Annotated in this window: 23 protein-coding genes and 3 tRNA genes; 10 read left to right on the top strand and 16 right to left on the bottom strand. The window is 63.5% G+C overall.

The genetic code is table 11. The features are described 5' to 3' along the window. Positions 1-15: 15 nt before the first annotated feature. Positions 16-1,614 (bottom strand): GMC family oxidoreductase, encoded by a 1,599-nt coding sequence (locus tag FZI91_RS17775; RefSeq protein WP_155940383.1) that lies wholly within the window; start codon positions 1,612-1,614, stop codon positions 16-18. A gap of 145 nt (positions 1,615-1,759) precedes the next feature. Here FZI91_RS17775 and FZI91_RS17770 point away from each other — a divergent pair, with 145 nt between their 5' ends. Next, positions 1,760-2,146 carry a hypothetical protein gene (locus FZI91_RS17770; RefSeq protein ID WP_155940382.1) on the top strand — a complete coding sequence of 129 codons (387 nt, stop codon included), beginning with the start codon at positions 1,760-1,762 and terminating at the stop codon, positions 2,144-2,146. A gap of 4 nt (positions 2,147-2,150) precedes the next feature. Here FZI91_RS17770 and FZI91_RS17765 read toward each other — a convergent pair whose 3' ends face one another. After that, positions 2,151-2,384 carry a hypothetical protein gene (locus tag FZI91_RS17765; RefSeq protein ID WP_155940381.1) on the bottom strand — a complete coding sequence of 78 codons (234 nt, stop codon included), beginning with the start codon at positions 2,382-2,384 and terminating at the stop codon, positions 2,151-2,153. 114 nt (positions 2,385-2,498) lie between these two features. On the opposite strand from FZI91_RS17765, the gene FZI91_RS17760 reads away from it, so the two are divergent. Beyond that, a complete protein-coding gene (locus FZI91_RS17760; RefSeq protein ID WP_155940380.1) occupies positions 2,499-3,092 on the top strand; it encodes a TetR/AcrR family transcriptional regulator in 594 nt (197 codons plus the stop codon). Between the two features lie 117 nt (positions 3,093-3,209). Here FZI91_RS17760 and FZI91_RS17755 read toward each other — a convergent pair whose 3' ends face one another. The 3 genes from FZI91_RS17755 to FZI91_RS17745 all read right to left on the bottom strand — a co-directional run bounded on the left by FZI91_RS17755 (position 3,210) and on the right by FZI91_RS17745 (position 3,879). Continuing rightward, a complete protein-coding gene (locus tag FZI91_RS17755) occupies positions 3,210-3,638 on the bottom strand; it encodes an SRPBCC domain-containing protein (RefSeq protein ID WP_155940379.1) in 429 nt (142 codons plus the stop codon). Between the two features lie 28 nt (positions 3,639-3,666). Next, positions 3,667-3,742: transfer RNA gene (locus FZI91_RS17750), tRNA-Arg, on the bottom strand. A gap of 48 nt (positions 3,743-3,790) precedes the next feature. Then, positions 3,791-3,879, bottom strand: a tRNA-Ser gene (locus FZI91_RS17745). Between the two features lie 167 nt (positions 3,880-4,046). Between FZI91_RS17745 and hisC the strand changes: the two genes are divergently transcribed. Then, a complete protein-coding gene (gene hisC, locus FZI91_RS17740; protein WP_162525423.1) occupies positions 4,047-5,123 on the top strand; it encodes a histidinol-phosphate transaminase in 1,077 nt (358 codons plus the stop codon). On the opposite strand, the gene FZI91_RS17735 is transcribed toward hisC, so the two are convergent. After that, positions 5,120-6,403: a TQXA domain-containing protein gene (locus FZI91_RS17735; RefSeq protein WP_155940377.1), complete on the bottom strand. Its 1,284-nt coding sequence runs from the start codon at positions 6,401-6,403 to the stop codon at positions 5,120-5,122. The two genes, hisC and FZI91_RS17735, sit on opposite strands and share 4 nt — an antisense overlap. 398 nt (positions 6,404-6,801) lie before the next feature. On the opposite strand from FZI91_RS17735, the gene FZI91_RS17730 reads away from it, so the two are divergent. Both FZI91_RS17730 and FZI91_RS17725 read left to right on the top strand, forming a co-directional pair. Further along, positions 6,802-7,725 carry a family 2A encapsulin nanocompartment shell protein gene (locus FZI91_RS17730; RefSeq protein ID WP_162526160.1) on the top strand — a complete coding sequence of 308 codons (924 nt, stop codon included), beginning with the start codon at positions 6,802-6,804 and terminating at the stop codon, positions 7,723-7,725. Beyond that, positions 7,712-9,583, top strand: a complete 1,872-nt coding sequence (locus tag FZI91_RS17725; RefSeq protein ID WP_155940375.1) for a family 2A encapsulin nanocompartment cargo protein cysteine desulfurase — start codon at positions 7,712-7,714, stop codon at positions 9,581-9,583. Before FZI91_RS17730 ends, FZI91_RS17725 begins: the two co-directional genes overlap by 14 nt. A 134-nt stretch (positions 9,584-9,717) precedes the next feature. On the opposite strand, the gene FZI91_RS17720 is transcribed toward FZI91_RS17725, so the two are convergent. From FZI91_RS17720 to FZI91_RS17700, 5 genes are all read right to left on the bottom strand, one after another. Further along, positions 9,718-10,170, bottom strand: a complete 453-nt coding sequence (locus tag FZI91_RS17720) for a hypothetical protein (RefSeq protein ID WP_155940374.1) — start codon at positions 10,168-10,170, stop codon at positions 9,718-9,720. Between the two features lie 405 nt (positions 10,171-10,575). Next, the gene (locus FZI91_RS17715; RefSeq protein WP_155940373.1) at positions 10,576-10,986 is read right to left on the bottom strand and encodes a hypothetical protein; all 411 of its coding nucleotides are present in this window, start codon (positions 10,984-10,986) and stop codon (positions 10,576-10,578) included. After that, the gene (locus FZI91_RS17710) at positions 10,983-11,696 is read right to left on the bottom strand and encodes a hypothetical protein (RefSeq protein ID WP_155940372.1); all 714 of its coding nucleotides are present in this window, start codon (positions 11,694-11,696) and stop codon (positions 10,983-10,985) included. Before FZI91_RS17710 ends, FZI91_RS17715 begins: the two co-directional genes overlap by 4 nt. Positions 11,697-11,706: 10 nt before the next feature. After that, positions 11,707-14,805, bottom strand: coding sequence for a putative toxin (locus FZI91_RS17705; protein WP_162526161.1), 3,099 nt, complete (start codon positions 14,803-14,805; stop codon positions 11,707-11,709). A gap of 204 nt (positions 14,806-15,009) precedes the next feature. After that, positions 15,010-15,588 carry a recombinase family protein gene (locus FZI91_RS17700; protein WP_239001787.1) on the bottom strand — a complete coding sequence of 193 codons (579 nt, stop codon included), beginning with the start codon at positions 15,586-15,588 and terminating at the stop codon, positions 15,010-15,012. A gap of 225 nt (positions 15,589-15,813) precedes the next feature. Between FZI91_RS17700 and FZI91_RS17695 the strand changes: the two genes are divergently transcribed. Beyond that, positions 15,814-16,704 carry a hypothetical protein gene (locus FZI91_RS17695; protein ID WP_155940371.1) on the top strand — a complete coding sequence of 297 codons (891 nt, stop codon included), beginning with the start codon at positions 15,814-15,816 and terminating at the stop codon, positions 16,702-16,704. Here FZI91_RS17695 and FZI91_RS17690 read toward each other — a convergent pair. Together FZI91_RS17690 and FZI91_RS17685 are read right to left on the bottom strand one after the other, a co-directional pair. After that, entirely contained in the window at positions 16,683-17,162 is a 480-nt protein-coding gene (locus FZI91_RS17690) for a hypothetical protein (RefSeq protein ID WP_155940370.1), read from the bottom strand. The two genes, FZI91_RS17695 and FZI91_RS17690, sit on opposite strands and share 22 nt — an antisense overlap. 7 nt (positions 17,163-17,169) lie before the next feature. Continuing rightward, on the bottom strand, positions 17,170-17,721 hold the full coding sequence (locus FZI91_RS17685; RefSeq protein ID WP_155940369.1) for a hypothetical protein: 552 nt from the start codon (positions 17,719-17,721) through the stop codon (positions 17,170-17,172). Between the two features lie 472 nt (positions 17,722-18,193). Between FZI91_RS17685 and FZI91_RS17680 the strand changes: the two genes are divergently transcribed. Beyond that, positions 18,194-18,550, top strand: coding sequence for a hypothetical protein (locus FZI91_RS17680; protein ID WP_155940368.1), 357 nt, complete (start codon positions 18,194-18,196; stop codon positions 18,548-18,550). Here the strand turns inward: FZI91_RS17680 and FZI91_RS17675 are convergent. Both FZI91_RS17675 and FZI91_RS17670 read right to left on the bottom strand, forming a co-directional pair. Continuing rightward, positions 18,532-18,618 (bottom strand) — tRNA-Ser (locus FZI91_RS17675). The two genes, FZI91_RS17680 and FZI91_RS17675, sit on opposite strands and share 19 nt — an antisense overlap. Before the next feature lie 31 nt (positions 18,619-18,649). Beyond that, complete coding sequence (locus FZI91_RS17670; RefSeq protein ID WP_155940367.1) at positions 18,650-19,153, bottom strand: MarR family transcriptional regulator; 504 nt, start codon at positions 19,151-19,153, stop codon at positions 18,650-18,652. A 100-nt stretch (positions 19,154-19,253) separates the two neighbouring features. Between FZI91_RS17670 and FZI91_RS17665 the strand changes: the two genes are divergently transcribed. Continuing rightward, on the top strand, positions 19,254-20,240 hold the full coding sequence (locus FZI91_RS17665) for an NAD(P)H-quinone oxidoreductase (RefSeq protein WP_155940366.1): 987 nt from the start codon (positions 19,254-19,256) through the stop codon (positions 20,238-20,240). Between the two features lie 19 nt (positions 20,241-20,259). Here the strand turns inward: FZI91_RS17665 and FZI91_RS17660 are convergent, their stop codons facing one another. After that, the gene (locus tag FZI91_RS17660; RefSeq protein WP_155940365.1) at positions 20,260-21,456 is read right to left on the bottom strand and encodes a cysteine desulfurase-like protein; all 1,197 of its coding nucleotides are present in this window, start codon (positions 21,454-21,456) and stop codon (positions 20,260-20,262) included. 109 nt (positions 21,457-21,565) lie between these two features. On the opposite strand from FZI91_RS17660, the gene FZI91_RS17655 reads away from it, so the two are divergent. Together FZI91_RS17655 and FZI91_RS17650 are read left to right on the top strand one after the other, a co-directional pair. Next, the gene (locus FZI91_RS17655) at positions 21,566-23,542 is read left to right on the top strand and encodes a DUF6541 family protein (RefSeq protein ID WP_155940364.1); all 1,977 of its coding nucleotides are present in this window, start codon (positions 21,566-21,568) and stop codon (positions 23,540-23,542) included. Further along, positions 23,539-24,054 carry a bacterial proteasome activator family protein gene (locus FZI91_RS17650; protein WP_155940363.1) on the top strand — a complete coding sequence of 172 codons (516 nt, stop codon included), beginning with the start codon at positions 23,539-23,541 and terminating at the stop codon, positions 24,052-24,054. Before FZI91_RS17655 ends, FZI91_RS17650 begins: the two co-directional genes overlap by 4 nt. Positions 24,055-24,065 lie beyond the last annotated feature (11 nt).

The following is a 24,065-nucleotide window of genomic DNA, read 5'->3' as shown; positions in this document are numbered from 1 at the left end:
GAACGCGAATCGGTTTCATCCTTGTGGAAAAAGAATCAGATCCGCGGCCATCTCGCCGAGCAGCACCGATGGCGCGTGGGTATGCCCGCGGATGAGGCTGGGCATTACGGAGGCGTCAACCACGCGGAGCCCTTGCACACCGCGGACGGTGAGATCGGGAGTCACCACGCTGGCTTCGTCGATCCCCATCCGGCAGGTGGCGACCGGGTGGTACAGCGTGTGCGAACAGTTCTCCAGAGCGTCCACGAGGGTCTCTTCCAGGTTCTCCGAAGGGCGCTCGGGTCGCAGGATCTTGCCCAGCAGCGTCCGCATCGAGGGCGCCTCGGCGATCCGGGCGCAGGTGCGCAGCCCGGACATCATCGCGGCCCGGTCGACGCCGCCGGAGTCGCTCAGGTACCGGGGGTCGATGCGCGGCTTGGCCAGCGGATCGGACGAAGTCAAGGTGATCTCGCCGCTACTGAGAGGCTTCAACAGAATCGGCCCCATGACGACGCCGTGCTCGGTGGCCTCCCCGAGGCCCTCGTCGAAGAACGGTGCCGGCGCAAAGATCAACTCCAGATCCGGTAGTGCGAGGTCGTCACGGCTGCGGATGAACCCGTATGCCTCACCAACATTCGAGGTGAGCATGCCGCGACGGCGCAGGAAGTAGTTGGCCAACTGCAACGGCTTCTCCGCGTCGAACAGTGAGTCCGACTCGACGGCATACCCGACCGGGCACACCAGGTGATCCAACAGATTCTGGCCCACCTGCGGGGCGTCATACACGACCTGGATACCCAACTCGCGCAGCTTGGCGGCATCGCCGATACCCGAAAGCATCAGCAGCTGAGGGGAATTGATGGCACCCCCACTGAGAATGACCTCGCGCCGCGCGTGCACGGTGTGGGTGATGCCGTCACGCACGTATTCCACGCCCACGGCACGGGTCCCGTCGAACAGCACCCGGCGCGCCTGCGCATCGGTGACGACGTTCAGGTTGCGCCGCCGCAGTGCGGGCTTGAGGTACCCATCCGCGGTGCTCCAACGCCGTCCGCGGTTCTCACACACCATGGTTTCGGTAAAGCCCTTGGGCTCCGGGGTATTGGCGCGCTCGACTTCGAATCCGGCCTCCCGCACAGCTTCCAGCCAGGCGCCGGTGCTGGAGCGAGGGCTGCGCTGTTTGGAGATTCGCAGCGCACCCTCGGTGCCCTCGTCGCTCCCCGGGTCCCGAGACGCGCCTTCCACATTTTCGATGCGCTTGAAGTACGGGGCGACATTCGCGAAGGACCATTGGTCTCCGGCGACCGCGGCCCAGTCATCGTAGTCGGCCGCGAATCCGCGGACCCACATCATGGCGTTCATGGACGATGAGCCGCCGAGGGTTTTCCCTCGCGGCCAATAGATTTGGCGGTTGTTCAGCTCGGGCTGCGGCTCGGTGAGGTAGTCCCAGTCGACATCGCTGCGGAACAACTTGGAGAAGGCGGCGGGAATGTGGATTCCCATGTCCTTGTTCTTGGGTCCGGCCTCCAGCACCAGCACCTGGTCGTTGGTCCGCTCGGAAAGCCGCGTAGCCAGCGGAGCCCCCGCCGATCCCGCGCCCACGATCACATAATCAGCCGTCAGGTCCTCAACCATGAGGGGGACGGTAGCGGACTGGACAGCGCGCCGGGCAGCTTCTGGTACGGGCCGTCCCAGGTGCGACGACTAGGTGCGCTCGCGCCCCCATTTGTCGAGCTGGGCCCCGCAGTACCAGCGACGACCATAGGGGACACTGGCCCCCATGCCTAGCCCAAACGGGGAGGAATCGAAAACTCGAGCCGACAAGCTGGGTGTGCATGTGGGCATCTACGTCGTCGTGAGCTCGCTGTTGCTCACCGCCGGCGCGGTGGTCAGTTTCATGTGGTTCTTCGCGGCCACGATGGCCAGCGACGGTTGCCATGGCAACGATGCGGACTACATCTGCACAGTCGAAGGGCAGCACTGGGCCCTCGTACTCCCCGTCGTGGCGTTCGTCGCCGCGGCTGTGGTGGCATTTGTCTCGCCGATCTGCGTCGCCGCGTTCAAGTGGTACCCGGCCTTGATCTGGATCGGCGTTCCGCTGACCATCGGCGCGTATGTGGTCGCCCCGAAGGTCGCCAACTGGGGTCGCCTGCAAGAAATTTGGTGAACCGTCACGGTGCCGGTGGGTACACCCGGTAGCAATTGGTCCCGCCGATGCCGAGCACATACACGGTGTCGCATCGAGTGAAGCTGCCGTCCGATCCGAAATCGGACTCGCAGACACCCCCGCCGTTTCCCCACACCACGACCTTGCCGCAGGGGGCAGCGGCGGCGGGCCCGGCCAGGGCGACGCCCCCGGCCGTCAACGCGACCGCGATACCCAGGGTTGCCAGTAGTTTCCGCATGTCATTGCCTCTTCTTGCGTTTCCGGCCGCTCGGATGGCGCGCCGGATCTACTGACTAAACGTTTCACTAATCGGCAAAGTTTCCTAATTTGGAAGGTTTGTTAGAATGGCCGCATGCCCCCACTCCCCGGCCTGCGTGAGCAGAAGAAGTCCGAGACCAAGCTGGCGCTGAGCCGGGCGGCCCTTGAACTGGCACAGGAACGCGGAGACCTCGCCGCGGTCACCATCGACGACATCGCCGACGCTGTACGCGTCTCGCCGCGCACCTTTCGCAACTACTTCACCAGCAAGGAAGACGCGGTCCTCTTCTCACTGCAGGGCGTCGAGGACACCGCAATCGAGCTGTTACGTCAGCGTCCCGGCGGCGAGCGCGTCCTCGATTCTCTGGAGGCAGCGATCGTGCACCTGGCGACCTCGGCGGCGTTCGGCACCGCGGTCGCTGTCACCCGATTGTCGGCGCAAAATCCGGGCTTGGCGGCGCACGCCGCCGCCCGACCCGACGATGCGGGAGCGCTGGTGCTCGCCGAAGTCAGCCGGCGCGCCGGCCTGGATTCCGACGTCGACCTGTATCCACTGTTGGTCTGCAATGCCGCCTACGCGGTCCTCAGAACGGTCATCCAGCTGGCAATCACCAAGACCGGGCTGCCAGGCGAGCCCGGGGAGCTTGTCGCCCAAGGGTTTCAGAAGCTGCGTGACGGGCTGGCGTGACCCTGACGCCGGTCCCCTGCGTCCAAACGCATGCCGAACTGCCGTTCGGCGCCGAAGCTTCATGCGCGTGTTCAAGATCGGCATGCGTTTGGACACCAGAGGGTTGGAGTGCGAAGGCTAGCGGCGCGGCTGATCCAGCAGTTTGGCGATGCCGTACAACTCGGTCGCCTGAACCTCTTCAACGACCCGCAACAGGACTCGTTCATCGAGATCGTCGAGGTTGACGCCCATGTTGGTCACCGTCAGCGCGGTGCCGCCCTCGTGCTCACGAAAGTCCACCCGCCGGGTCCAGCGAGCCGATTGCCCCGCGCTTGCGTGCGCGAGAAATCCGAGCGTGAAATGCTCGTACGGAAGAGCGTCGAGGAACTCGACCTCGAACACGCCGGTGAACCGCGTACCGACGACCTGAACGGTGGTCATCGTGAAAGTACTCCCCACGGCGACGTCGACCGGGACATCGGGCTTACCCCACCACGACGCCGGGTCGATGAGCGCCGACCACACCTCGCGGGGATGGTGCGGGAAATACCGCTGAACCTGTGTCATAGCTTCTCACTCACTCGTGAAGAAGTCGTGGTGCGCCCGAAGGGATTCGAACCCCTAACCTCTTGATCCGTAGTCAAGTGCTCTATCCGTTGAGCTACGGGCGCGTGCTATTCAATTGTTGTAGGTCAACAGGTTTGGCCTGCAGACCGACGCGGAGGCGAGAGGATTTGAACCTCCGGTCCCCTTTGAGGGGGACAACTCATTAGCAGTGAGTCCCATTCGGCCGCTCTGGCACGCCTCCTGAACTTCCCGAGGGTATCGGAGCCCATAAAATGGATCCCGTACCGCCGAGGGCACAGAGTACAGGCCCGCGCGCTCCAAAGGCAAAGCCGTTGGTCGTCATCCGGCTCAACATGCACCGATACTCTGGTCAGCGTGCCTGACTCTCTTCGCGCAAGCGGCTCATCGGTGCCCGCGCGGCTTCGCCCCGAACTGACCGAACTGCCGGCCTACACCCCGGGACGCACCGTCCCCGGCGCCATCAAGCTCGCCAGTAACGAGACCGTCCACGAGCCCCTCCCGAGCGTGCGCGCAGCCATCGCCGAGGCCACCTCGCTGATCAACCGATACCCCGACAACGGGTACGCCGAGCTGCGCTCGCACCTGGCCAAGCACGTGGACATAGCTCCCGAGCACATCGCGGTGGGATGTGGGTCGGTGAGCCTGTGCCAGCAGCTCGTCCAGATCACCGCGACCGTCGGCGACGAGGTGCTGTTCGGCTGGCGCTCCTTTGAGACCTACCCCCTGGTGGTCCGGGTCGCCGGGGCCACGCCGGTACAGGTGCCGCTGACCGACTACACCTACGACCTAAACGCGATGGCCGCCGCGGTGACGGACGCCACCCGCCTGATCTTCGTGTGCAACCCGAACAATCCGACCGGCACCGTGGTACCGCCGCATGAGCTACGGCGGTTCGTGGAGACGGTGCCGTCCCACATCCTCATCGCAATCGACGAGGCCTACGTCGAGTACGTCCGCGAGGATTTCACCGATGAGCCGCTTGCGCGAAGAGGATCAAGCACAGATAGCGTCGCATTGGTCCGCGAACACCCCAATGTGATTGTGTTACGGACCTTCTCGAAGGCTTACGGCCTTGCCGGTCTGCGCGTCGGCTACGCGATCGGCGATCCCGCCGTCATCACGACGCTCGGCAAGGTGTACGTGCCGTTCAGTGCGTCCAGCCTCGCTCAGGCCGCCGCAGTGGCCTCGCTCGGTGCGGCCGAGGAACTCCTGGCGCGCACCAATGACGTTGTCACCGAACGCGCTCGGGTGACCACCGCGCTGCGGGCGGCCGGGTACGACGTACCTCCGTCACAGGCCAACTTCGTGTGGCTGCCGTTGGGCGAGCGCTCCGCGGAGTTCGCACAGGCCTCCGCCGAGGCTCGAATCATCGTGCGCCCCTTTGCGACCGACGGAGTCCGCGTCACCATCGGTGCACCCGAGGAGAACGACGCTTTCCTTGAGTTCGCACGTACCTGGCGCTAACTCACCCGCGACAGTTCGGCGGCTTCGGCCCATTCGATCGTGAACTCGATGACTTCCCGAGCACCCGGATGCACCAAGGCCAGCGGGGTCAATGGCCCCTCGGCCACCCCCGTCAGCACCGGCGCCGTCGCGTCCGGATCGACTACAGAGACCGTCACCGCCGCGGCGCGCTCACCGGGACGCACGTAGAAACGGGTGCCCGGGTCCGCCGTTCCGGCAAGCTCGGAACCGGAGATGTCCATCGCCGTGGCGCCGGCCGACAACGAAAGCAGCACCGGGCGCTGCGAATCCAGCACAAACGGACCAACCAGGCCCGCCGCCATCACGGCCTGCGAGTCATCGATTACCGGGGGACGCTGCGCGTGGCCGGCAGCGATCGCCGACTGTTCCAGCAGATACCGATACAGCTGCACAACCCGGTCGGCATTCCGATGGTTGCGCGCGTCGTGCAACCAGAAATCGACATCCTCGACGTGGTCGGTACCACCCTGGACGTACAGGCGATAGAAGCGATACCCGAGATCCGATGCACCGTGGCGGGTTTCGGCCACCGTCGCGCCCACCCCCAAGGCCTTGACGTACCTGGTCTCGCCTTCGGTGAAGTTCAACTCCGAGGAGGACACCTCGCGCCACGCGGCACCGTCGACAGATGCGTGCAGACGTACCCCCGCCTGCCCCTGCGCGGCCGCGGTACGCACCACGAAGCCGCCCAGCTGGGGGCGTTCCCCGAATTCAAACTCGATGAAGGACGGCGACTTTCGCGTCGCACCGGGCACATTGCGCGCCGCAGTGTCCAGCTCTATGCCGTTGGTGAGAAACCAGATGGCCGCCTGGGTTCCGGCAATGGCCTCGTGGTCCTTGATGTTCGCAACGGTATTGGCGCCGCCCAAATAGCCCGTCTCACGCAGCCGACGACTCAGCTCCGCCGTCGACAACGCCGGATAGGAGTTGGCCAGGATCCACGCGGCCTGGGTCTCGCGGGTACGGGCCCGCAGATTCGCGACCGACAACCAGTCCGCCACCTGATAGTCCGACGGCAGGTTGGGGGCGATCCCCGCGATATCCAGCGAGTAGGCCGCGATGCTGGGGTTGAGGCGAATTAAATCAGTGCGAGCAGAAGTTCCGTCGATGAACACAACCTCGTCCACGGTGGACGAATATGTGCCGCCTCGGTACCGCGTCAGGCGCGACGGGAGCACCTCGGTATTACGGCGACGGCTCCTGCCAGTGACGCGGGCAGACGGCCATTCGACGAGCGCTAGCAAAGAATGAGTGGTCATGGGTTGGTTGATCCTTATGCCGACGTATTGCAACCCAGGAGCTCAGCTACCCCGATAAATGTCGGGGTATGGCGAGCCGGGATGCCAGGGGCGGGGGTGGGGGAATCAACAACAACAGCAACATGCGGCGGCGCTGCGCGTCGCGGTCATGTCGGCGCGCAGCCCGCTGATCGGCCGGAGGCGGCTCGACGGTGCGAAATGCTGCATGCAACAAGTGTACGTACCCGCGACTATCGACTTGTCGGGCGAAAGTGCGAGTGGACCATCCGGAAAGTCGACACCTGGCGGACTTGAACCGAGTTTGACGCAGGGGTGTTCCTTACCTGATGCGCGGCGGCAATCGCGATTAGGCTTCCATTCGTCAGGTCTTGATCCATATCGCCGAGGAGGAATCCGCTGTGCCCGCTGCCAAGAACGAATCCCAGGCCCTCGGCGACCTTGCCGCACGGCAGCTAGCCAACGCGACCAAGACCGTCCCCCAGCTCTCGACGATCACCCCGCGGTGGCTGCTGCACCTGCTGAACTGGGTTCCCGTCGAGGCGGGCATCTACCGCGTGAACCGAGTGATCAACCCAGACAAGGTCGCCATCCACAGCGAGGAGCAGGGTGAGGGCGAGGCCCCGCTGCCGCAGACCTACGTCGACTACGAGACCAACCCGCGCGAGTTCACGCTGCGGACCATCTCGACCCTGCTCGACATCAACACCCGGGTCTCCGACCTGTACTCCAGCCCGCACGACCAGATCGCCCAGCAGCTGCGCCTGACCATCGAGTCCGTCAAAGAACGTCAGGAAAGCGAGCTCATCAACAACGCCGAGTACGGCCTGCTCGCTCAGGCGACCCCGGAGCAGACCATCAAGACGCTCGGTGGCCCTCCTACCCCGGACGACCTGGACGCGCTGATTACCAAGGTGTGGAAGACCCCCGGTTTCTTCTTGACCCACCCCTTGGGAGTCGCGGCGTTCGGCCGTGAGGCCACCCGCCGCGGCGTGCCGCCGGCTGTGGTGAGCTTGTTCGGCGCGCAGTTCCTTACCTGGCGCGGTATCCCAATCATCCCGTCGGACAAGGTTCCGGTGACGGACGCCAAGACCAAGTTCCTGCTGGTGCGCACCGGCGAGGAGCGCCAGGGCGTCGTCGGACTCTTCCAGCCCGGCCTAGTTGGCGAGCAGGCACCGGGTCTCTCGGTGCGATTCACCGGAATCAACCGGTCGGCCATCGCCTCGTACCTCGTCACCCTGTATTCGTCGCTGGCCGTGCTGACTGATGACGCACTGGCCGTTCTCGACGACGTGCAGGTGGACAAGTTCCATGCCTACAAGTGATGCGATTCCGGTAACCGACAGTCCGCCTGGTTTCCCTTCCGCGGCGGAGCTGTCGGCTTTGGCCACTCAGTTGTTCTGGGAGACAACGCCGACCGGAGCTCCGGGTATCGATACCCCGGGACCTGCGGTACCCGTCGCACCCCGGGGTACCGTCCCTGACGCGACCGCGGGGTCGTCCGCGGCAGCCACGGCGGGCTCGTTGGCCAGTCCGTACGCGCCGGCACCCGTGGCGGACGTGCTATCGACGGCAACGGTGGCTCCCCCCGTGGCAGCATTCGGTTCGGGTGCGCCAGACGGTGTCCCCGGAGCAGTACCGGTTGCTCCGCGCGGCGGGGGCGGAGATCTGACCTCGGGGACGTCGGCTGCCCACACCGCCGCCACGTATCCGGCTGCGGACGTGGTGGATCCGTTCGGCATTCCCGCCGGCTTGGTACCGACGATTCCGGGTGTGCTCGCCACTCCCGTCGTCGCGACAGCCCCATCGGTACCCCGTGTGGCGCCGCACTCGGAGGGGCTCACGGTTCCGGACCTCGGTTGGACGACGCCGGTCGCCCCGGCCGGTGACGATGCGCAGAACTACTACTTCCTGGGTGGGGCACCCGCCGCCGCGCCGACACACGAGGATGCCCGCGCCTTCGACGTCGCGGCAATTCGGGCGGACTTCCCGATTCTCACCGAGACCGTCAACGGCAAGCCGTTGATCTGGTTCGACAACGCGGCCACTACCCAGAAGCCGCAGTCGGTGATCGATCGGCTGGTGCACTTCTATCAGCACGAGAACTCGAACATCCACCGTGCGGCACACGAACTGGCGGCGCGGGCGACGGACGCCTACGAGGATGCGCGCGGAGCGGTCCGCAAGTTCCTGGGCGCCGAGGCCGACGAGAACATCATCTTTGTGCGCGGCGCCACCGAGGCGATCAACCTGGTGGCGCATGCCTGGGGTGGCAAGAACCTCGGGCACGGGGACGAGATCGTCATCACCCATCTAGAGCATCACGCCAATATCGTGCCGTGGCAACAGATCGCCAAGAAGACCGGCGCCGTCATCAAGGTGGCGCCGGTGGACGATGCCGGTAACTTGCTGCTGTCCGAGTTGGAGGACCTGGTCGGCCCGCGCACCAAACTGGTTGCGGCCACCCAAGTTTCCAATGCGCTGGGAACGGTGACGCCGGCCAAGCAGATCGTTGAGATCGCGCATCGGTACGGCGCACGCGTGCTGATCGACGGCGCCCAGTCGGTGCCGCACCTGACGGTGAACCTGCAGGAGCTCGGGGCCGACTTCTTCGTCTTCTCCGGCCATAAGATCTACGGCCCCACCGGAATCGGCGTGCTGTACGGCAGCGAGGATGCCTTGGCGGAGACGCCACCGTGGCAGGGCGGCGGCAACATGATCGCCGACGTGACGTTGCAGCGTTCGGTGTTCCAGGGTCCGCCCAACAAGTTCGAGGCGGGCACCGGGAACATCGCCGATGCCGTCGGGCTCGGTGAAGCGTTGCGGTATGTGGAGCGCATCGGCATCGATCGGATCGCCGAGTACGAACACGCGCTGCTGGAGTACGCGACGCCGCTGTTGGCAGCGATTCCCGGTGTGCGGCTGGTGGGTACGGCCGATCACAAGGCCTCGGTGCTGTCCTTTGTTCTCGACGGACACGACCCGGTGGAGGTCGGCACGGCACTGAACGCCGACGGTATCGCGGTGCGGGCCGGCCATCACTGCGCCCAGCCGATCCTGCGGCGCCTCGGGCTGGAACAGACCGTGCGACCGTCGTTCGCCTTCTACAACACCTTCGACGAGATCGACGTCTTCATCGACGCGGTGCGCAGGTTGGCGGAGGGCGGCGGACCCAAGGCCTAAGTCGCCAAAGTTGGACCGCGGCGCATATTTCCCGTGATGATGCGGGCCACGAAGGCGGGCCGCAGCATGCGGGTGGCCTAACGCCACCGGGGCGCCGTCAACGCGGGCCGCCCGCAGCGATTCGGTGTGCTTGGTTAGTGGGCGGCGGGGAAGAGTTCGGGCGGCGCCGCGTAGTCGCGGCTCCATGTCACCCAGGGAACATCGGTCGGCCCTATGCTGCTGGTGATTAGAGTCCACTGCCCTGTGTCGCCGCGCTGCAGGAGCCCGGCATACTGCTGCGACTTCACGCCGTGCTTGGCGGCTTCGGCGTCCTCCGAATCCAGATACGCAACGGGCCCGCCGTTTGCATTGCGCATCTTGGCATACACAAAAGCCCAGCGGCCATCATCTGAGATGCGGAACGTTTCATATTTAGAACTGATCACCAGCTGAACAGATTGCCCGAATTTGGCATCGAGATCTGTCAGTGCTGGCTTGAGGATTACGCAGCCTTCGGGTGATTGTGGATCCACATCCGCCGACGCAAAGGGTGCACTGATCAGGGAGCCCGCCAGAACTAACAGAAGCGGAGTCAATATCCTCAACATGGAAGCCTCTTTAATTTGCTGCTAGGTTAACGTGATCCCGGCTCAGGACGGGGGCTTCAGATAGGTGATCGCGCTACTCCATGGAGCCTCGAAGCCGACTTTCCGCGGCCCTTCCCCTCCAGGTCCTGTGTTATTTGACCCTATAAGCGTGAGTTTTCCAGCATCGTTAGCGGAGACAAACTCGACGTGCCGATTGTACGCACTGCCGAATATAGCGACCGCTCCAGGCGGAGCCTCAGCTGCTGGGACAGCCTTCCATTTATTTGCTACTAGGGTACTGTACAGCGGCAAGACCCCGACGGTTTGAGAACTTGGATCACTCAGACCAGCTTTGATTAGTACTGCGCTCGCAAAATTCGCACAGTCCACTGTTGCTGTGAAGTCCTAGCCAGAGCGGAGTATTCGCTACCAGATCGTGCGCGTCGCCGTCTGCGCGATCAGGTCGCCCACCTCAATAGTGTTGCCCCGCTTGGTGTACGGGATTTGCACGGTCATCGCGGCGCCTTCGCGGTGCTGTAAACGCACCTCGATGGCATCCGAACTCAGCGCCGCGACCCGCGTGTCGTAAGCGAGGGCGTACGCGGCGAGTTCGTCCTTCTGCGATGCCAATTCGCGCTCTAGAGTCACGATAGTCTGCTTCGCGTCTTCCCCCGCACCTGACAGCAGGGAATGCTCTTGCTGCGCATTGACGGTAACGGCGAACGGGATGAAGCTGTCAGCCTTCTGCAGGTTCAGCACCGCCATGTCAATGGCGGTGCTGAACAGAGTATCTAGCGCATCTTGGGCATTGGCAGTCGTGGTGTCCCGCCAGCTCATGTCTTGTTCTCCTGCTTCGGTTCGCACTGCGTCAGTGCCCGTTTCACCCTATCTTGCAGCCACTTATCCGGGGTATTTGCGAGCGTTTTCAACGGCGTATACAACCTGGGATCACGTAGCTTGCCCGCCGCAGCGACAGCCGCAGGCGGTATGACCTCAACAGCATCCTCGGATCCAACTGGGGTTTCGAGTACTTCTTTGATCAACAACACTGCACGCTCGCGTTGTTTCTTCGTTCGCGACACCGCCGATAAGAGGAAGTCCGCGTCTGCTTTGCGGGGGAGCTCGTCGATCAATCCGAAGATCCTCTCTATCTGCTCTTCATTGAGCTTGCCGTCTATCGCATCGGAGATGTACCGCCGCATCTCCGTACCGCCACAATCGCGCGTTCCGGCGAATTCCCGATAGGCCTCAATAAGGGCATCAATCGAGTAAGGACGCATCTTCCCGAGCTCAATAATGATTGACCGCTGCTGTTTCCGACTCGGGATGCGGTACAGGTACTTCACCAAGACTGGCACATTGGCGGCGGCGACCGGCGTCTTATTCCCGCCATGGGCCTGCCTGAAGGCTTCGGTCCTGTCACGTTTCAGCGCTTCGAGCCATGGTGCGATTTCAGACCAGGATTCCTCGGTCGACAAAAGATCGATCCGATTGTAGAAATCGTCATCATCAATCGGATGTGGTTCCTGCACAAGCTCTTTGGCCATCGACTCCATGCTATATCACCTTGTGAAGGACTATTTGCCCTGAGTCTACGAGCACTTGAAGCGGCCCCGACAGTTGAGTGCCCTCCCCCTGGCGGACAAATAGATGCACAGCGTATCCGTTCGCTTTTGCGTACCGCAGGTACTCCGTCAACTGCTGGGTCAGCGACAGTTTCCCGACATTCTTGACTTCGCCCAACATATTGACAGGCGCCTGCACCAGTACATCGGGAATACGGAACTTCTTCGTAGACGAGCTCGGAAAGATCTTCTCGGTGTTCTGCGGCAGACCGACTGCCTCCATACCCTGCCGGCCGCGAGCTCCGCTGCTCATCTTGGTCATCACCGCGGAGGTGCCTGGGGCGTTTTGCGCCTGTAAGTAGCCTTCAAGTGTTCCTGTGGCTTGGCGCTGAATGTTTCCTTCGAACCATTCGACGGTCGCGGTCTGTTTAAACAGAATGGTGTCGCCGTCCGTAACCTGGGGCACGAACAGCGTGTAGTTGTTGACTGCCTCCAGCAGTTTGGGCTCGACCTTCTCACCGTTGACCCAGATTTCAGTGGTTTGTTCGGCAACCTCCGTCGGTGAAGTTCCCAGACCCTGGTACTGCCACACGAAGGAAGCTAGTCCGGTATCGGTATCGCCTTGAGGCAGGAAACTCGCCTTGCCGGTGACCAGCATGTCGGGCACTTGCACACCCGCGGTCGTCGGTTTGAACGGCACCGACTGATCGATGGTGACCGGTTGCCCCGCGATCAGCGGCACGACGTCATCAGTCGTTGGCACCCCGTCACCGCTTGGATCAGATGGAGCGGGAAGCTCCGGTTGAGGTCCGCCAAAGGTGGCCGGACCGCTCCCAGCCGGGCCGCTCGTCGACGTCGCCCACCCCACCATCTCATCTGGTGCTTCACTCGCCGCCTCCGACGGCAGTCCGCCCGACCCCATACTGCTCACCGTGTTTACGGCGCCAGCACCTTGTGAGGTGAGCTGGGCGCCCTGCCCAACGAGATCGGTGACCTGGGACGCTTGGTCGTTGAGTTGCGTGAATTGCTCGGTCTGCGATTTCAGCTGCGGGTTGGCGTCCCCAACTGCCTGCGCAACTTGATCGGCCTCTCCCTGAGCAGTTTTCACGATCTGACTACCCGCATTGACCGCGTCGGCTGTGCCTTGCACACCCTGCGAGACACCCTGAACCAGGGTGATCGCGTCCTGCGGGTTCACCGCGCCGGATTGCGCCGATGAGGCCAGCGAGGCACCGGCCTGCGCAGCCGACCCAAAGCCCTGAGCGGCCTGCCCCGACGACTCGCCAATCTGCTGGCCCGACTGCACATAGGTCTGCACATCGCCCGGAAGCCCTTGCACCGCTTGGGATGCATCCTGACCGAGCGCCTGCGTGTCAGGGCCCTGCTGCTCGTCCTGCTTGCGGCGCCGCGTCGAGGCCGCACCCAACAGCAGCGCGGTCAAGTCATTGTCGCCGGACTGATCGTCGGGGTCCTTCTGGTCGTCTTTCTTTTTGTCCTTCGACGACGGCAATTTGGGCAACTGCTGCTGCTTCTGATTGCCGTTCTGCTTCTGCTGGAGCTGCTTGGTCAGATCATCGACACGCTGACGATTCTGACCGGACTTCTGCTGCTGGTCCTGCAGCTGATGCGTCAGGTCGTCGATCTTCTGCTGATCGGACTGGTTGGGCTGCTGATTCGGCTGCTGCCCCGTGTTGTTCTGCGGCGGCTGCTGTGATGCCTGCTGCGGCTGTTGCGCTGGCTGCTGCGCACCCTGGTTGGGCTGGCCGCCTTGAGATCCCGGGTTGGCTTGTCCGCCGTTGAAATCCGGATTCGGCCTGCCCGGTCCCTGCGTGTACGGCGTCGCGTTCTGATAATCCGGGGGCTGGGTGCCGTGTGCGGGCTGATCCCACCCTTGCTGAGGCTCCTGCTGCGCGCCCTGGGAGCCAGTGCTGTTGCCCGCCGAAGGGGCTTGAGTGTTGTAGATCGACACCGAGCCGTTTTGGTCCATCGGCGGCTGGTTGATACCGCCCTGATAGTCGGGCATCTGTTGCCCACCCTGGCTTGGCGGCTGGAAAATCTGGCCACCACCAGGAGGGCCATCGCTACCGCCCGGGCCGCCGCAGTCCGGCGGGCACGCCGCATGAGCCTGCGGCACCGTCGCCGGAGTGAACCAGCCCAAACCCAGTCCCCCAGCTGAGAACATGAGCAGCGCAACCACACCCGTGACCGCTGAGGCTTTCTGCGAGGCATCCGTGGCCCAGGTGTACAGACCGCCAAGGCCTTTCCACCAACCCAGGTTCGAACCAATCGCCCACAGCAGCACCGCGGCGATAGCGGCCACCGCGGGAAACACATCAGGGCCGGTGATCCACACATACAGCCGCGGGGTGATCCCGGCGGTCAGCAGCACCAAGCCCAAACCACCGCCGATAAGGGCAGCCACCAGGCCCGGATGCCACAGCCCTTCCGGTGCGCGCCGCTTACTGGCTGCGCGGTCGCGTTCGCGCTCCATGAGCAGACCCGAATCGGTGAGCGCTTCCTTGACCAAACCGGTCAGGTACCGGCCGCCAGTGAACAGCACAGCACCCGCCAGGACGGCGATGAGCATCTGACCTACCCCAAGCGACAACGACCACTGACTCTCACCGGTGAGCGAGTACCACCAGCTGGTATAGCCGCCCCGGAACGTCCACCACATGCCCAGCGCCCCGGCGATGACCGCACCCGACGCGACCACCGCCGGAAGCGGCTCCGAGAGGCGGGCCTTCGCCCCATCGAACACCGCGGTGGTTACCGGCGCGGCGCCCCACATCGCGAGCTTGATCCCGCCACCGAGCGCAGTCAACGCCAGCAGCAACAACCCAGCCCAGGCGATCAGGTCAGACACTCCGTCGCCGTCGCGATACAGGTTGTGCAGCGCAGCCACCGCGCCGACAACCAGAACACAGCCACCAGCGAAAGAGGAAAGCCTCCGGCCGGAGTCGCGATTGACGCCGGAGGGAGAAGCAAGATCACGCGTAAGCAACTCCTGCGTGGCCGGACCTGAACGCGCCAAATCACGGCAGTCTGTCACTGCTGTCAGCTGTTTAGCTGATCTATTGCTCCCCGACACGCCGCCTCCATCAACTTCCGCAAAGCCTTCAGGGACGTGACACTACGCCCAGACGACGCGGGTGTCCACAAAGACAGCAAACATTGGGCAGAGTACGACGACAGGAACAGCGACTCCAGCTGCGGCGGCTGTTGAAGGAGGCTGGAGGCCTGTGAGCTATCCGTTCTAAATCACGGGTCACATCCACCCGCCCCTCGGCAGGCTTTAGGCGGCCAACGCGCGGTACGCAGTGCTCTTGGAACAACGGAGCGACGCGGCGATCTCTTCGGCGGAGCTGCCGCCGTTGAACAGCATCTTTGCGTGTCGTCGGTCCGCAGTGGATAGTGATCGGGGACGGCCGATCTTCGCGCCGCGAGATCGAGCAGCGGCGAGGCCGGCCTTCGTACGCTCGGCAAGAACCTCACGTTCCATGGTCGCTACGGCGGCAAGGAGTGTGTACGCGAAACGACCTGCAGGACTAGTTGTATCGATCGGTTCGGTGCACGAGACCATCGCCACCCATGCTCGCTCGAACCGCTCCGACAATTCCAACAGGTGCTTGGTGCCGCGACTCAATCGCGACAGGGAGTAGAAGATCACCGTATCGCCGCGCTGCATGTCGGCCAACATCTTGTCGAGCTTGGGCCGGGACGTAGTGGTGCCGCTCACGGCGTGCTCCATGTAGAGCGTGTCCACTCCGGCCTTATCGAGAGCTTGACGCTGCAACAACTCGTCCTGAGATTCGGTGCTGACCCGCATGTAGCCGAGCCGGCGACCGCTCAATGCGGAGATCATCTCGTTCATGGCGCCGATTGTGCCGAAATCGCCTGACATCAACGCTTCTGGCGCGTTGTGATCGTCCACCATTCTGGCGCAGAGTTTTGGCACGCGCGACCGGCTCCGTTGCGAGAATGGATGTCTGTGACTAAACCGGTCGTTTTCTGGCACTCGACTACATTCGAGGCCAAGCCAGGGATCTGGCCCGCTTACGTGGGGTCAGGTGTCACAACGCGGTGCCATGCTTTATGGATGGGTGACAGCGGTAAACAGACTCAAGGGCGCGGCCGGCTGTCTGAATGGTCGCTGCAGCGGCAAGCCGAGGTGTGGGAAGCGGTGCGCGCTGTGCGTGCGGTTATGCCGAAATGGGCTTGGCCGGAGGTGGATCTAGAGACGCTGCCTCCGCCCGGGGCAATTGAGCACGACCCAGTCGGGCCGCTACCGAAGTTCCAGCGTTTGCACCAGTGGTTTACCGAGCAGCGCGACGAGCAGCTGGAGGTCCCAAAGGAGCTCTTCAACGAATTGATCGATGGAGGGCTTCCGTCTGGGGCCACCATTGGTAAATGTTCAGCGGAGTGGTGGACGAACAACCCGAGCAAACGGCAATGCAGGGCATGGGTCAATGCCGGATACCTGTTCACCGGTGAGTGCAGGGCTGGCGCACGGATCTTCGTACGCAGGCCGAGGCCTGTGCAGACTCGCGCTCAGATCGTCTCACAACGGCTGTATTGGCTTCGGCACCTCCAGGTGTGCCCAACGTCAACACATGACCGAGAGCCTCACGACCGACCAACGAGCGTCTACATCATCCATCTGAACGACATCGGTCTGTACAAGGTCGGAGTTAGCGCCACGCTGGACCGCAGAATGCACGACCATGCAGCTGGCGGCCGTCGGCACACCATCGTGCAGACGTTGGCGCTCCAGCATCGCAGCTGCGCCTACGCGCTCGAGGCGGTAGTACTCAATCTTACCGAGCAGTGGCGCACCTTCGATGACCCGTGGCGCTGTCCCGGTGGATACAGCGAGACGTGGAGCGATGACGGCCTAGTCCCTGATCTACAGCAGTTGGCGGAACTGATGAACGGGGATCCACGGCCGGCGCGCAGCGGATGGCCTTGCTACGAGTTCACCGGTGGGTGACACCAGGCGTAGAAGCCGCGGGCCTGCTCGGCTGCCCACTCAGTGAGCTCTGATTGCCCGCCGCGAGACAGCACGGTGTACGCCTCATCGAACAAGTCGCGCGCCGGCGCCAGGAGCGCGAAATCTATAGTGCTGGACCGATCGGGAATCGGCGGCGGGGGCGGTACATGCAACGAGGCTTCGAATCCCGCGGCGTCGTCACATACGGCGATCTCGCCGGCGAAGTAATTGGCGTGCATCTGGTTGGTCGCGCGGACGACCATTGCGCGGCGCCGCAAGTTCTCGGCCTGCCAGGCAATGAGATCGGCCAGGCCCTGTAGCCGTGCCGCATCGTGCACTGCCAGGTAATAACGCTGCGCGTCATCGCAATACACCTCGAACTGCCACACCGCTGAGTCGTACAACCCGGCTGCCAGTTCCAGGCGGATGGGGTCGAGTTGGGGCTGTGGCTTCATCATGATTCAGCTAGGCCTTCGAGGACTGGCAGTCGGGCACAGTGCGGTTGTTGCCGATCTCCTGTACCAGCCAGTCGTTAGTCTTGTGCAGCGTGAACGTGACCTCGGATGCCCCCGGCACGGCGTGGTCACTGGTGTGTGGGTAATCGCTACGTGCAGTGAAATCGTATGTATAGCAAGCAATTACCTTGGCATCTGCACCGTTGATTTCCGGGATGGTGGTGTTGGCCAAGGCGAGATGATCAGTCTGGCCGAGTTCCACCCCGTCTGGCCCGAGAATTTCTCCGATGTCTTGTGCTCGATGCTTGATATCGACCGTCACTCCCGGCGCTATCACGTTATTGAACTTGGCCATATCGGAATCTGGGCCTGGTGGGGACTGCGGGTCTCCTTGGCCGTAGTACCTGTAGTCCATGATCGTTGGCCACAGCACATTGGTGAATCGAGCGGTGAGCGCCGGGTCGCTGATCGCAGTGGTGGTGGCGACAGGTTTGGTTTCCGTCGTCGTTGTCGGGGTGCAGGCGGCCGACAGGGCAGCCAGCATGATGATGGCGCGCTTCATGATCCCAGTATCCGCAAGGTGTCGGCCTTGCCGTGTCCCTTCACGGGATCAACCCATACGGGGTCGCCCAAGCCGGGGCCAGTTTTTCGGCGGCGTCTTGTCTCCGCTTGCGCAGGAACTGCAGCATCGCTTGAGGACTCTTCATTGCCGGCCAAACGGGCTGCTTCGGAAGTTCTGGTAGAAATCATCTTCTTCGAGGGCTGTGGGCGGGGGTTGCTTCTTTGTCCCACGCGGTGATTCGCTTCGGAAGGCTTGCGCAGGCCTGGCAGCGGAGGTCGGTGCGCCGAGCTTGGCGGCAGCCTGTGCCGGGCCCACATCCCCGGTCCGCAGGGCGTGTACGACGGTCGGATGAAGATCGGAGGTATCAGCCAATGTCACGCCGCCCCTTCATAGATATCGACCGTTGGTGCCCCAGCTTATGCGGTGCCTGCATCCGCGTGATGCCACTGACGAAGTGCTCTGGGGAATGGACATGACGATGAGCCGGGAACGCACTGAGCCCAGCATCGAGGACTTTCCGCCGTTTCAGGAGGCAGTGTCTCTGACCGGTCTCGCGCTTACGACGAGCGCCGCGCCCGATATTGACCGCTTGCTGGCCGTCGATATCCTCTTGACCACATTGCAGGACCGCGGCATGGCCCGAGAGATGTACCCCGACGGCACCTCACCCTTGAAATTCGGTGAGACCGACCGCGGTGAACGACACGCCGACTGCTCCGTGGGACCGATACCGGAGCCCATGTGTCATGTCGTGTCATGTGGCGGAATTCCGGGACCTGATACAGACTCCCGGAAATATGCCCTGAACAGCGGTGGCGGAGGGATTTGAACCCCCGGTCGGTGTTAGCCGACTCTCGCTTTCAAGGCGAGTGCATTAGGCCGCTCTGCCACGCCACCGTGGGCAAGCCTAGCGGCTCCGCGCGACGGCCTACTCCCCGCCGCGGCCCTCGGCATCATTAAGCGCCTCCTCGGCGCCCTCACCCACCCGCCGGAAGCTCTCTGCAATCGCCGCCTGCTGGGGTCGCGTCAGCCGCATCAGATAGTGCTCACGCACGCACTCTGAATACGTGAGCATCGCCGCCTCGCCCAGCGTGCGTCCCGGCTCGGTGAGCGCAGCCAGCACCGCCCTACGGTCCTGGGGCATCGACCCACGCTTGACCAGGCCCTGCTCCTCCAGGCGCCGCACCTGATGAGTGATGCGGCTACGCGAGGCCAACAGGCTGTTCGCGATGTCCCCCATCCGGCAGCTGCCATTGGCAGACCGCAACAACTGCTGCAGCACATGGAAATCGGTCAGCGAAATGCTGTGCGTTGCAACCATTTTGCGGTTCAACAGAAAGTGCAACCGATTCGTTGCCACCCAAAAGTTTTGCCATGAACGAAATTCGGCGAGATCGAGTCCTGGGACTTCGCTCTCTGAACGCATACTCATCCGCCATCCCCCTTCCGCCGGCCAAGCTATGGCCCAGACCGCGCCTCCATCCGCTGTGTCTGATGCCCGATGTTCGATAGCTCGGCATAGTCTGGATGTCATGCACGCTATCACCGTTGATCATCCTGGTGGGCCAGAAGCGCTGCGCTGGACCGAGGTTCCCGAGCCCACCCCAGGTCCGGATGAGATCTTGATTGATGTGGCCGCCTCGGCAGTCAATCGCGCTGATCTGCTGCAACGTCAAGGTTTGTACACCCCGCCACCCGGAGCAAGCTCCATTTTGGGTCTGGAATGCTCGGGTACCGTCCGCGAAGTCGGCCGGAATGTTACGCGATGGACTGTGGGGCAACCTGTTTGCGCGCTATTATCCGGCGGTAGCTACGCCGAGAGGGTGGTGGCGCCCGCTAGCCAGGTGCTACCGATTCCTTCAGGTATCAACCTTGACATAGCGGCCGCGCTACCAGAGGTCGCCTGCACGGTGTGGTCAAACCTGGTGATGACGGCGAGAATGACTGCCGGACAATCGATCTTGATTCATGGCGGCGCCAGCGGCATCGGTACCCACGCCATTCAGGTAGCCAAGGCGCTGGGTGTGCGGGTGGCGGTCACCGCAGGCTCGCCCGACAAACTCTCTGCATGCCGCGATCTTGGTGCCGACCTGACCATCAACTACCGCGACGCTGATTTTGTCCAGGCTGTCCACAGTTTCACCGGCGGGACGGGCACCGATCTCATTCTGGACATCATGGGAGCGAAGTATCTGGACCGGAACATCGATGCCCTTGGCAATGACGGACACCTAATCATCATCGGCATGCAGGGCGGCGTGGTGGCCGAACTCAACATCGCCAAGCTGATCGCCAAACGCGGCTCGATCACTGCCACCACCCTGCGAGGCCGCCCCGTCGACGGCCCAGCCGGCAAGGCCGCGATCGTGGCGTCCGTGACACAGAACCTGTGGCCACTCATCGAGGGAAACAAGGTTCGGCCTGTAGTTGGTGCAGAGATCCCCATCAGCCAGGCCGCGAAGGCGCACCGCATGCTGGAGAGCGGCGGGGTCGTGGGCAAGATACTGCTGACGCTCTAAGCGTGCGAGCGTGAGGTGCTCAGCCTAACGAGGCGACGGCGCGCACCAGCTGATCAACCTCGGCGGCCGTCGAATAGTGCCCCAACCCAACCGTTATCGCGCCGCCGATCTCGTTGACACCGATGGCGTCGAGCACCCGTGAGCTGGTGTTGGCGATCGCGCACACTCCGTTGTCGGCGAGGCGCTGCACCACGCGGTCCGCGGGAACACCAATCACGGTGAAGCTAAGTGCGGGAATCCGGTCCTCAGGAGCCCCGATGACCATGACACGCGGCAATGTCCTCAGCGCGCTCACCAGATACCTGAACAACCAGTCCAGATATGCGCCAGCCGAGTTCAGAGACGTCAGCAGACGCTCCCGCCGAGTGCCCGAGGCGGACTCGTCCAGACCCGCCAGGTACTCCACGCTCGCGACCAGGCCGGCAAGCATCGCGAACTGGTGTCCACCCAGCTCCAGTCGGGCCGGACCGCTCGCGAGCGGGTCAAGTGATATCGAACTGATCGAATCCAGCAACGCAGGGTCACGAAACACCAAGGCGCCCACCGGCGGTCCACCCCAGGCCGTGGCATTGAACGCGATAACGTCGGCGTCCAGGGCGTCCAGGTCGACGGCGCGGTACGGCACCAGGCTCGAACAGTCCATCACCACGATGCCGCCGACCGCATGCGCCAGCTTGGCGGCCTGCTGCAGGTCCGGCACCGTGCCGAGAGTCGACGATGCCGCCGTCACTGCCACCAGCCGAGTCGGCTTCGTAATCAACGACTCCCACTGCCACGACGGCAGATCGCCAGATTCGATGTCCACCTCGGCCCATTTGACCTTGGCTCCGTACCGGTTGGCCGAACGAAGCCACGGCTGCACATTGGCCTCTTCGTCGAGCCTGGACACCACCAAGTCGTAGCCCAGCCCGGCCTTCGATGACGACCCCTCGGCCAAGGAGTTCAGCAGCACCGCCCGGTCGCTACCCAGCACCACACCCCGCGGATCGGCGCCCACCAGATCAGCGGCAGCTTGCCGCGCCGCTTCCAAAACCGCGGCGCTACGCCGCGCACTGGGGTGCGGTCCCCGCGTGTCGGAGAAAGATCCGCGGAACGCAGTGGATACAGTCGTAGCAACCGCATCCGGGATCAGCATGCCGGCTTGAGTGTCGAAATGTACCCAGCCGTCGCCAAGCGTCGGGTGCAAACCACGCACCCGGGCGACGTCATATGCCATGCCAGACACCTTAGATGCTCACCACAGGTCACGGCACTGAACCCGTCGTAGCAGCACGCCCCGACGGACGACTGTCAACGGCGCCGTCTCGTGTAGTCATACTAGAACAATGTCGTTCGCTCTCGGGGTGGCTGCGGCAATGCTGTTGCTGTTCATTCCAGGCTGGCTGATCGGTCGGGCCTTTGGGCTACCAACACATTCGGCCGCCGTCATCGCACCTGCATTGACCTACGGCCTAGTTGGGTTCTGCATCGTCGTCTTTGGCTCAATCGGCATACCCTGGAACTCAGTTTCCGCCGGGTTTGCGCTGTTCGGCGCGATCGTCATCGCGCGGCTGTTGTGGCACTGGCTGCGACCAAATAAACACGGTGAACATTCAGCCCAAAATAATTATGCGGCTCTCGCGGCCGTCGCCTTCGGGATCGCGATCGGTACCGCACTGATCTTCTACGCGTTCCTGCGCGGGCTCACCCATTGGCAATCGGTTCCGAGCACCTGGGACTCGATGTGGCACGGAAACACCATCCGCTACATCCTCGAGACCGGGCAAGCATCGTCGACTCGCATGGGCGACCTCCGCAACGTCGAGACGCACGCCACCCTCTACTACCCGTCGGCCTTCCACGGGTTGGCGGCGGTGCTCTGCCAGCTGACCGGAGCAGCCCCCACGACGAGCTACACCCTCTACTCGGTGGCCGGGTCGCTGCTCATCCCGCTCGGCGCGGCAGGGTTGACGTGGCAGATGCTGCGCGGTCGCACCAGCGTCACGTTCCAGGCCGGTTCCGCCGCCACGGCGGCCGCGCTGTCGGCATCGTTCACCGCGCTGCCCTATGTCGAGTTCTACGTCTCGGCTATCCCGAATTTGGTGTCCTTCGCCCTGGTAGGTCCGGCGATGATCGCCATCACCAGCGTGGTCGTCGACCGCAGCCGCATACCGGTCGCAATCTTGGCCTTCGTGGGTGTCGCCTCGGTGCATACCTCTGGCGCCATCGTGCTGGTCATCTTCGTCGCCGCGTGGTGGTTGCTGGCACCGTTGTCTCGACGTACGGGAACGGACCGTAAACCCTTACGCCGCTTGGGCAATGGGTTCGTGCCGCTGGCCATCGCCGGCGCGGGATCGCTGGTACTGCTCTACCCGCAGCTGCGTACCCTGCTGCAGTTATCCGAGATCATCGCCGGGCATCAGTTCGCCACACCGTGGGGCAAGAAACGCGCGTTACTGGATGCCCTCACCCAGCACACCCGACATCTGGCCGACTATCCGGTGCAGTCCGCGCTGCTGTGGCTGGCGCTGCTCGGCGCCATCGTGCTGATCGTGAAGCGGGTGTATTGGCCAATCGCCGTCTGGCTGGTGCTGATCGTCGCGATTGTCCACTCCTCCAGACCTTTTGGCGGATTCATCGGCCATGCGGTAGCCCTGCTCTCCGACGCCTTCTACAGCGACCCCCGACGACTGTCGGCCATCGTGTGCTTGCTGCTGGCTCCCGCCGCGGGTATCGGCCTCTTCACCCTGGCATTTGTCGCGCTGGTGAGGCTGCAGGGGGAGCGAACACGAAAATGGGCGCTGGCGGCCACCGCGATCGTGCTGGCCCTGGCATGCACCTTCTCCGCTCGCCATTACTTCCTGCCACACAAGACTCTCGTGGGAGCCAAGTACGACCAGGTGATGGTCGGTCCCAAGAAGCTCGACGCGATGGCCTACCTAGCGACCCTGCCCGGCGCCAAGGACACCACGATCGGCGACGGAAACGTGGACGGCTCGGGATGGATGTACGCGGTCGCGGGTTTGCATCCGCTGTGGACGCACTACGACTTCCCACAGCAGCAAGGGCCGGGCTATCACCGGTACATCTTCTGGGCCTACGCCGACGATGCCGATACCGACAGGCGCGTCACCGACGCGGTGCACTCGCTGAACATTCGCTACGTCATGACCAGCACTCCGGTGGTACAGGGGTTCAAGGTCCCCGACGGACTAAGGTCGTTGGACAGATCCCGATCATGGAGAAAGCTGTACGACAACGGCGCCGCCCGCATCTACGAATGGGCCGGCGACCCGAAACCACATGCGGAAGGTGACAGATGACCGATCCAGGTCACTACGAGGACGCCGAGGACCAGGTAATCATTCTGGGAGCAGATGGCTCCGGCAAGAGTGCCGACGGCGCTGACGACGATCCTTCGATCACCGATCTCGTGGAACAGCCCGCGAAGGTGATGCGGATCGGCACGATGATCAAGCAGCTGCTTGAGGAGGTGCGCGCGGCTCCCCTCGATGACGCAAGCCGCACCCGGCTGCGTGAGATCCACGCCAAATCAGTCCGCGAGCTGGAAGACGGTTTGGCCCCCGAGCTCCGCGAGGAACTCGAGCGTCTCGCGCTGCCGTTCAACGAGGACACTATTCCGTCGGATGCCGAGCTACGCATCGCGCAGGCGCAGCTGGTGGGCTGGCTAGAGGGCCTGTTCCACGGCATCCAGACCGCGCTCTTCGCTCAGCAGATGGCGGCCCGGGCGCAGCTTCAACAGATGCGCGGCGCTCTGCCGCCGGGCCTTTCGGTGCCCGCGGCGGGCGGCAGCGGCACCGGCCAGTACCTCTAAGCCCCGAACAT

Origin of the sequence: Mycobacteroides sp. CBMA 271 (genome assembly GCF_009729205.1) — a bacterium.
Taxonomy (GTDB): Bacteria; Actinomycetota; Actinomycetes; order Mycobacteriales; family Mycobacteriaceae; genus Mycobacterium.
The sequence above is the reverse complement of the archived record's forward strand: the minus strand, read 5'-3'. Positions and strand labels throughout refer to the sequence as shown.

Excerpts from the sequence above, each read along its gene's own strand:
- FZI91_RS17775 (WP_155940383.1), bottom strand. The coding sequence starts at position 1,614 with ATGGTTGAGGACCTGACGGCTGATTATGTGATCGTGGGCGCGGGATCG.
- FZI91_RS17770 (WP_155940382.1), top strand. The coding sequence starts at position 1,760 with ATGCCTAGCCCAAACGGGGAGGAATCGAAAACTCGAGCCGACAAGCTG.
- FZI91_RS17765 (WP_155940381.1), bottom strand. The coding sequence starts at position 2,384 with ATGCGGAAACTACTGGCAACCCTGGGTATCGCGGTCGCGTTGACGGCC.
- FZI91_RS17760 (WP_155940380.1), top strand. The coding sequence starts at position 2,499 with ATGCCCCCACTCCCCGGCCTGCGTGAGCAGAAGAAGTCCGAGACCAAG.
- FZI91_RS17755 (WP_155940379.1), bottom strand. The coding sequence starts at position 3,638 with ATGACACAGGTTCAGCGGTATTTCCCGCACCATCCCCGCGAGGTGTGG.
- FZI91_RS17735 (WP_155940377.1), bottom strand. The coding sequence starts at position 6,403 with ATGACCACTCATTCTTTGCTAGCGCTCGTCGAATGGCCGTCTGCCCGC.
- FZI91_RS17725 (WP_155940375.1), top strand. The coding sequence starts at position 7,712 with ATGCCTACAAGTGATGCGATTCCGGTAACCGACAGTCCGCCTGGTTTC.
- FZI91_RS17720 (WP_155940374.1), bottom strand. The coding sequence starts at position 10,170 with ATGTTGAGGATATTGACTCCGCTTCTGTTAGTTCTGGCGGGCTCCCTG.
- FZI91_RS17715 (WP_155940373.1), bottom strand. The coding sequence starts at position 10,986 with ATGAGCTGGCGGGACACCACGACTGCCAATGCCCAAGATGCGCTAGAT.
- FZI91_RS17710 (WP_155940372.1), bottom strand. The coding sequence starts at position 11,696 with ATGGCCAAAGAGCTTGTGCAGGAACCACATCCGATTGATGATGACGAT.
- FZI91_RS17700 (WP_239001787.1), bottom strand. The coding sequence starts at position 15,588 with ATGAACGAGATGATCTCCGCATTGAGCGGTCGCCGGCTCGGCTACATG.
- FZI91_RS17695 (WP_155940371.1), top strand. The coding sequence starts at position 15,814 with ATGGGTGACAGCGGTAAACAGACTCAAGGGCGCGGCCGGCTGTCTGAA.
- FZI91_RS17690 (WP_155940370.1), bottom strand. The coding sequence starts at position 17,162 with ATGATGAAGCCACAGCCCCAACTCGACCCCATCCGCCTGGAACTGGCA.
- FZI91_RS17685 (WP_155940369.1), bottom strand. The coding sequence starts at position 17,721 with ATGAAGCGCGCCATCATCATGCTGGCTGCCCTGTCGGCCGCCTGCACC.
- FZI91_RS17680 (WP_155940368.1), top strand. The coding sequence starts at position 18,194 with ATGACGATGAGCCGGGAACGCACTGAGCCCAGCATCGAGGACTTTCCG.
- FZI91_RS17670 (WP_155940367.1), bottom strand. The coding sequence starts at position 19,153 with ATGAGTATGCGTTCAGAGAGCGAAGTCCCAGGACTCGATCTCGCCGAA.
- FZI91_RS17665 (WP_155940366.1), top strand. The coding sequence starts at position 19,254 with ATGCACGCTATCACCGTTGATCATCCTGGTGGGCCAGAAGCGCTGCGC.
- FZI91_RS17660 (WP_155940365.1), bottom strand. The coding sequence starts at position 21,456 with ATGGCATATGACGTCGCCCGGGTGCGTGGTTTGCACCCGACGCTTGGC.
- FZI91_RS17655 (WP_155940364.1), top strand. The coding sequence starts at position 21,566 with ATGTCGTTCGCTCTCGGGGTGGCTGCGGCAATGCTGTTGCTGTTCATT.
- FZI91_RS17650 (WP_155940363.1), top strand. The coding sequence starts at position 23,539 with ATGACCGATCCAGGTCACTACGAGGACGCCGAGGACCAGGTAATCATT.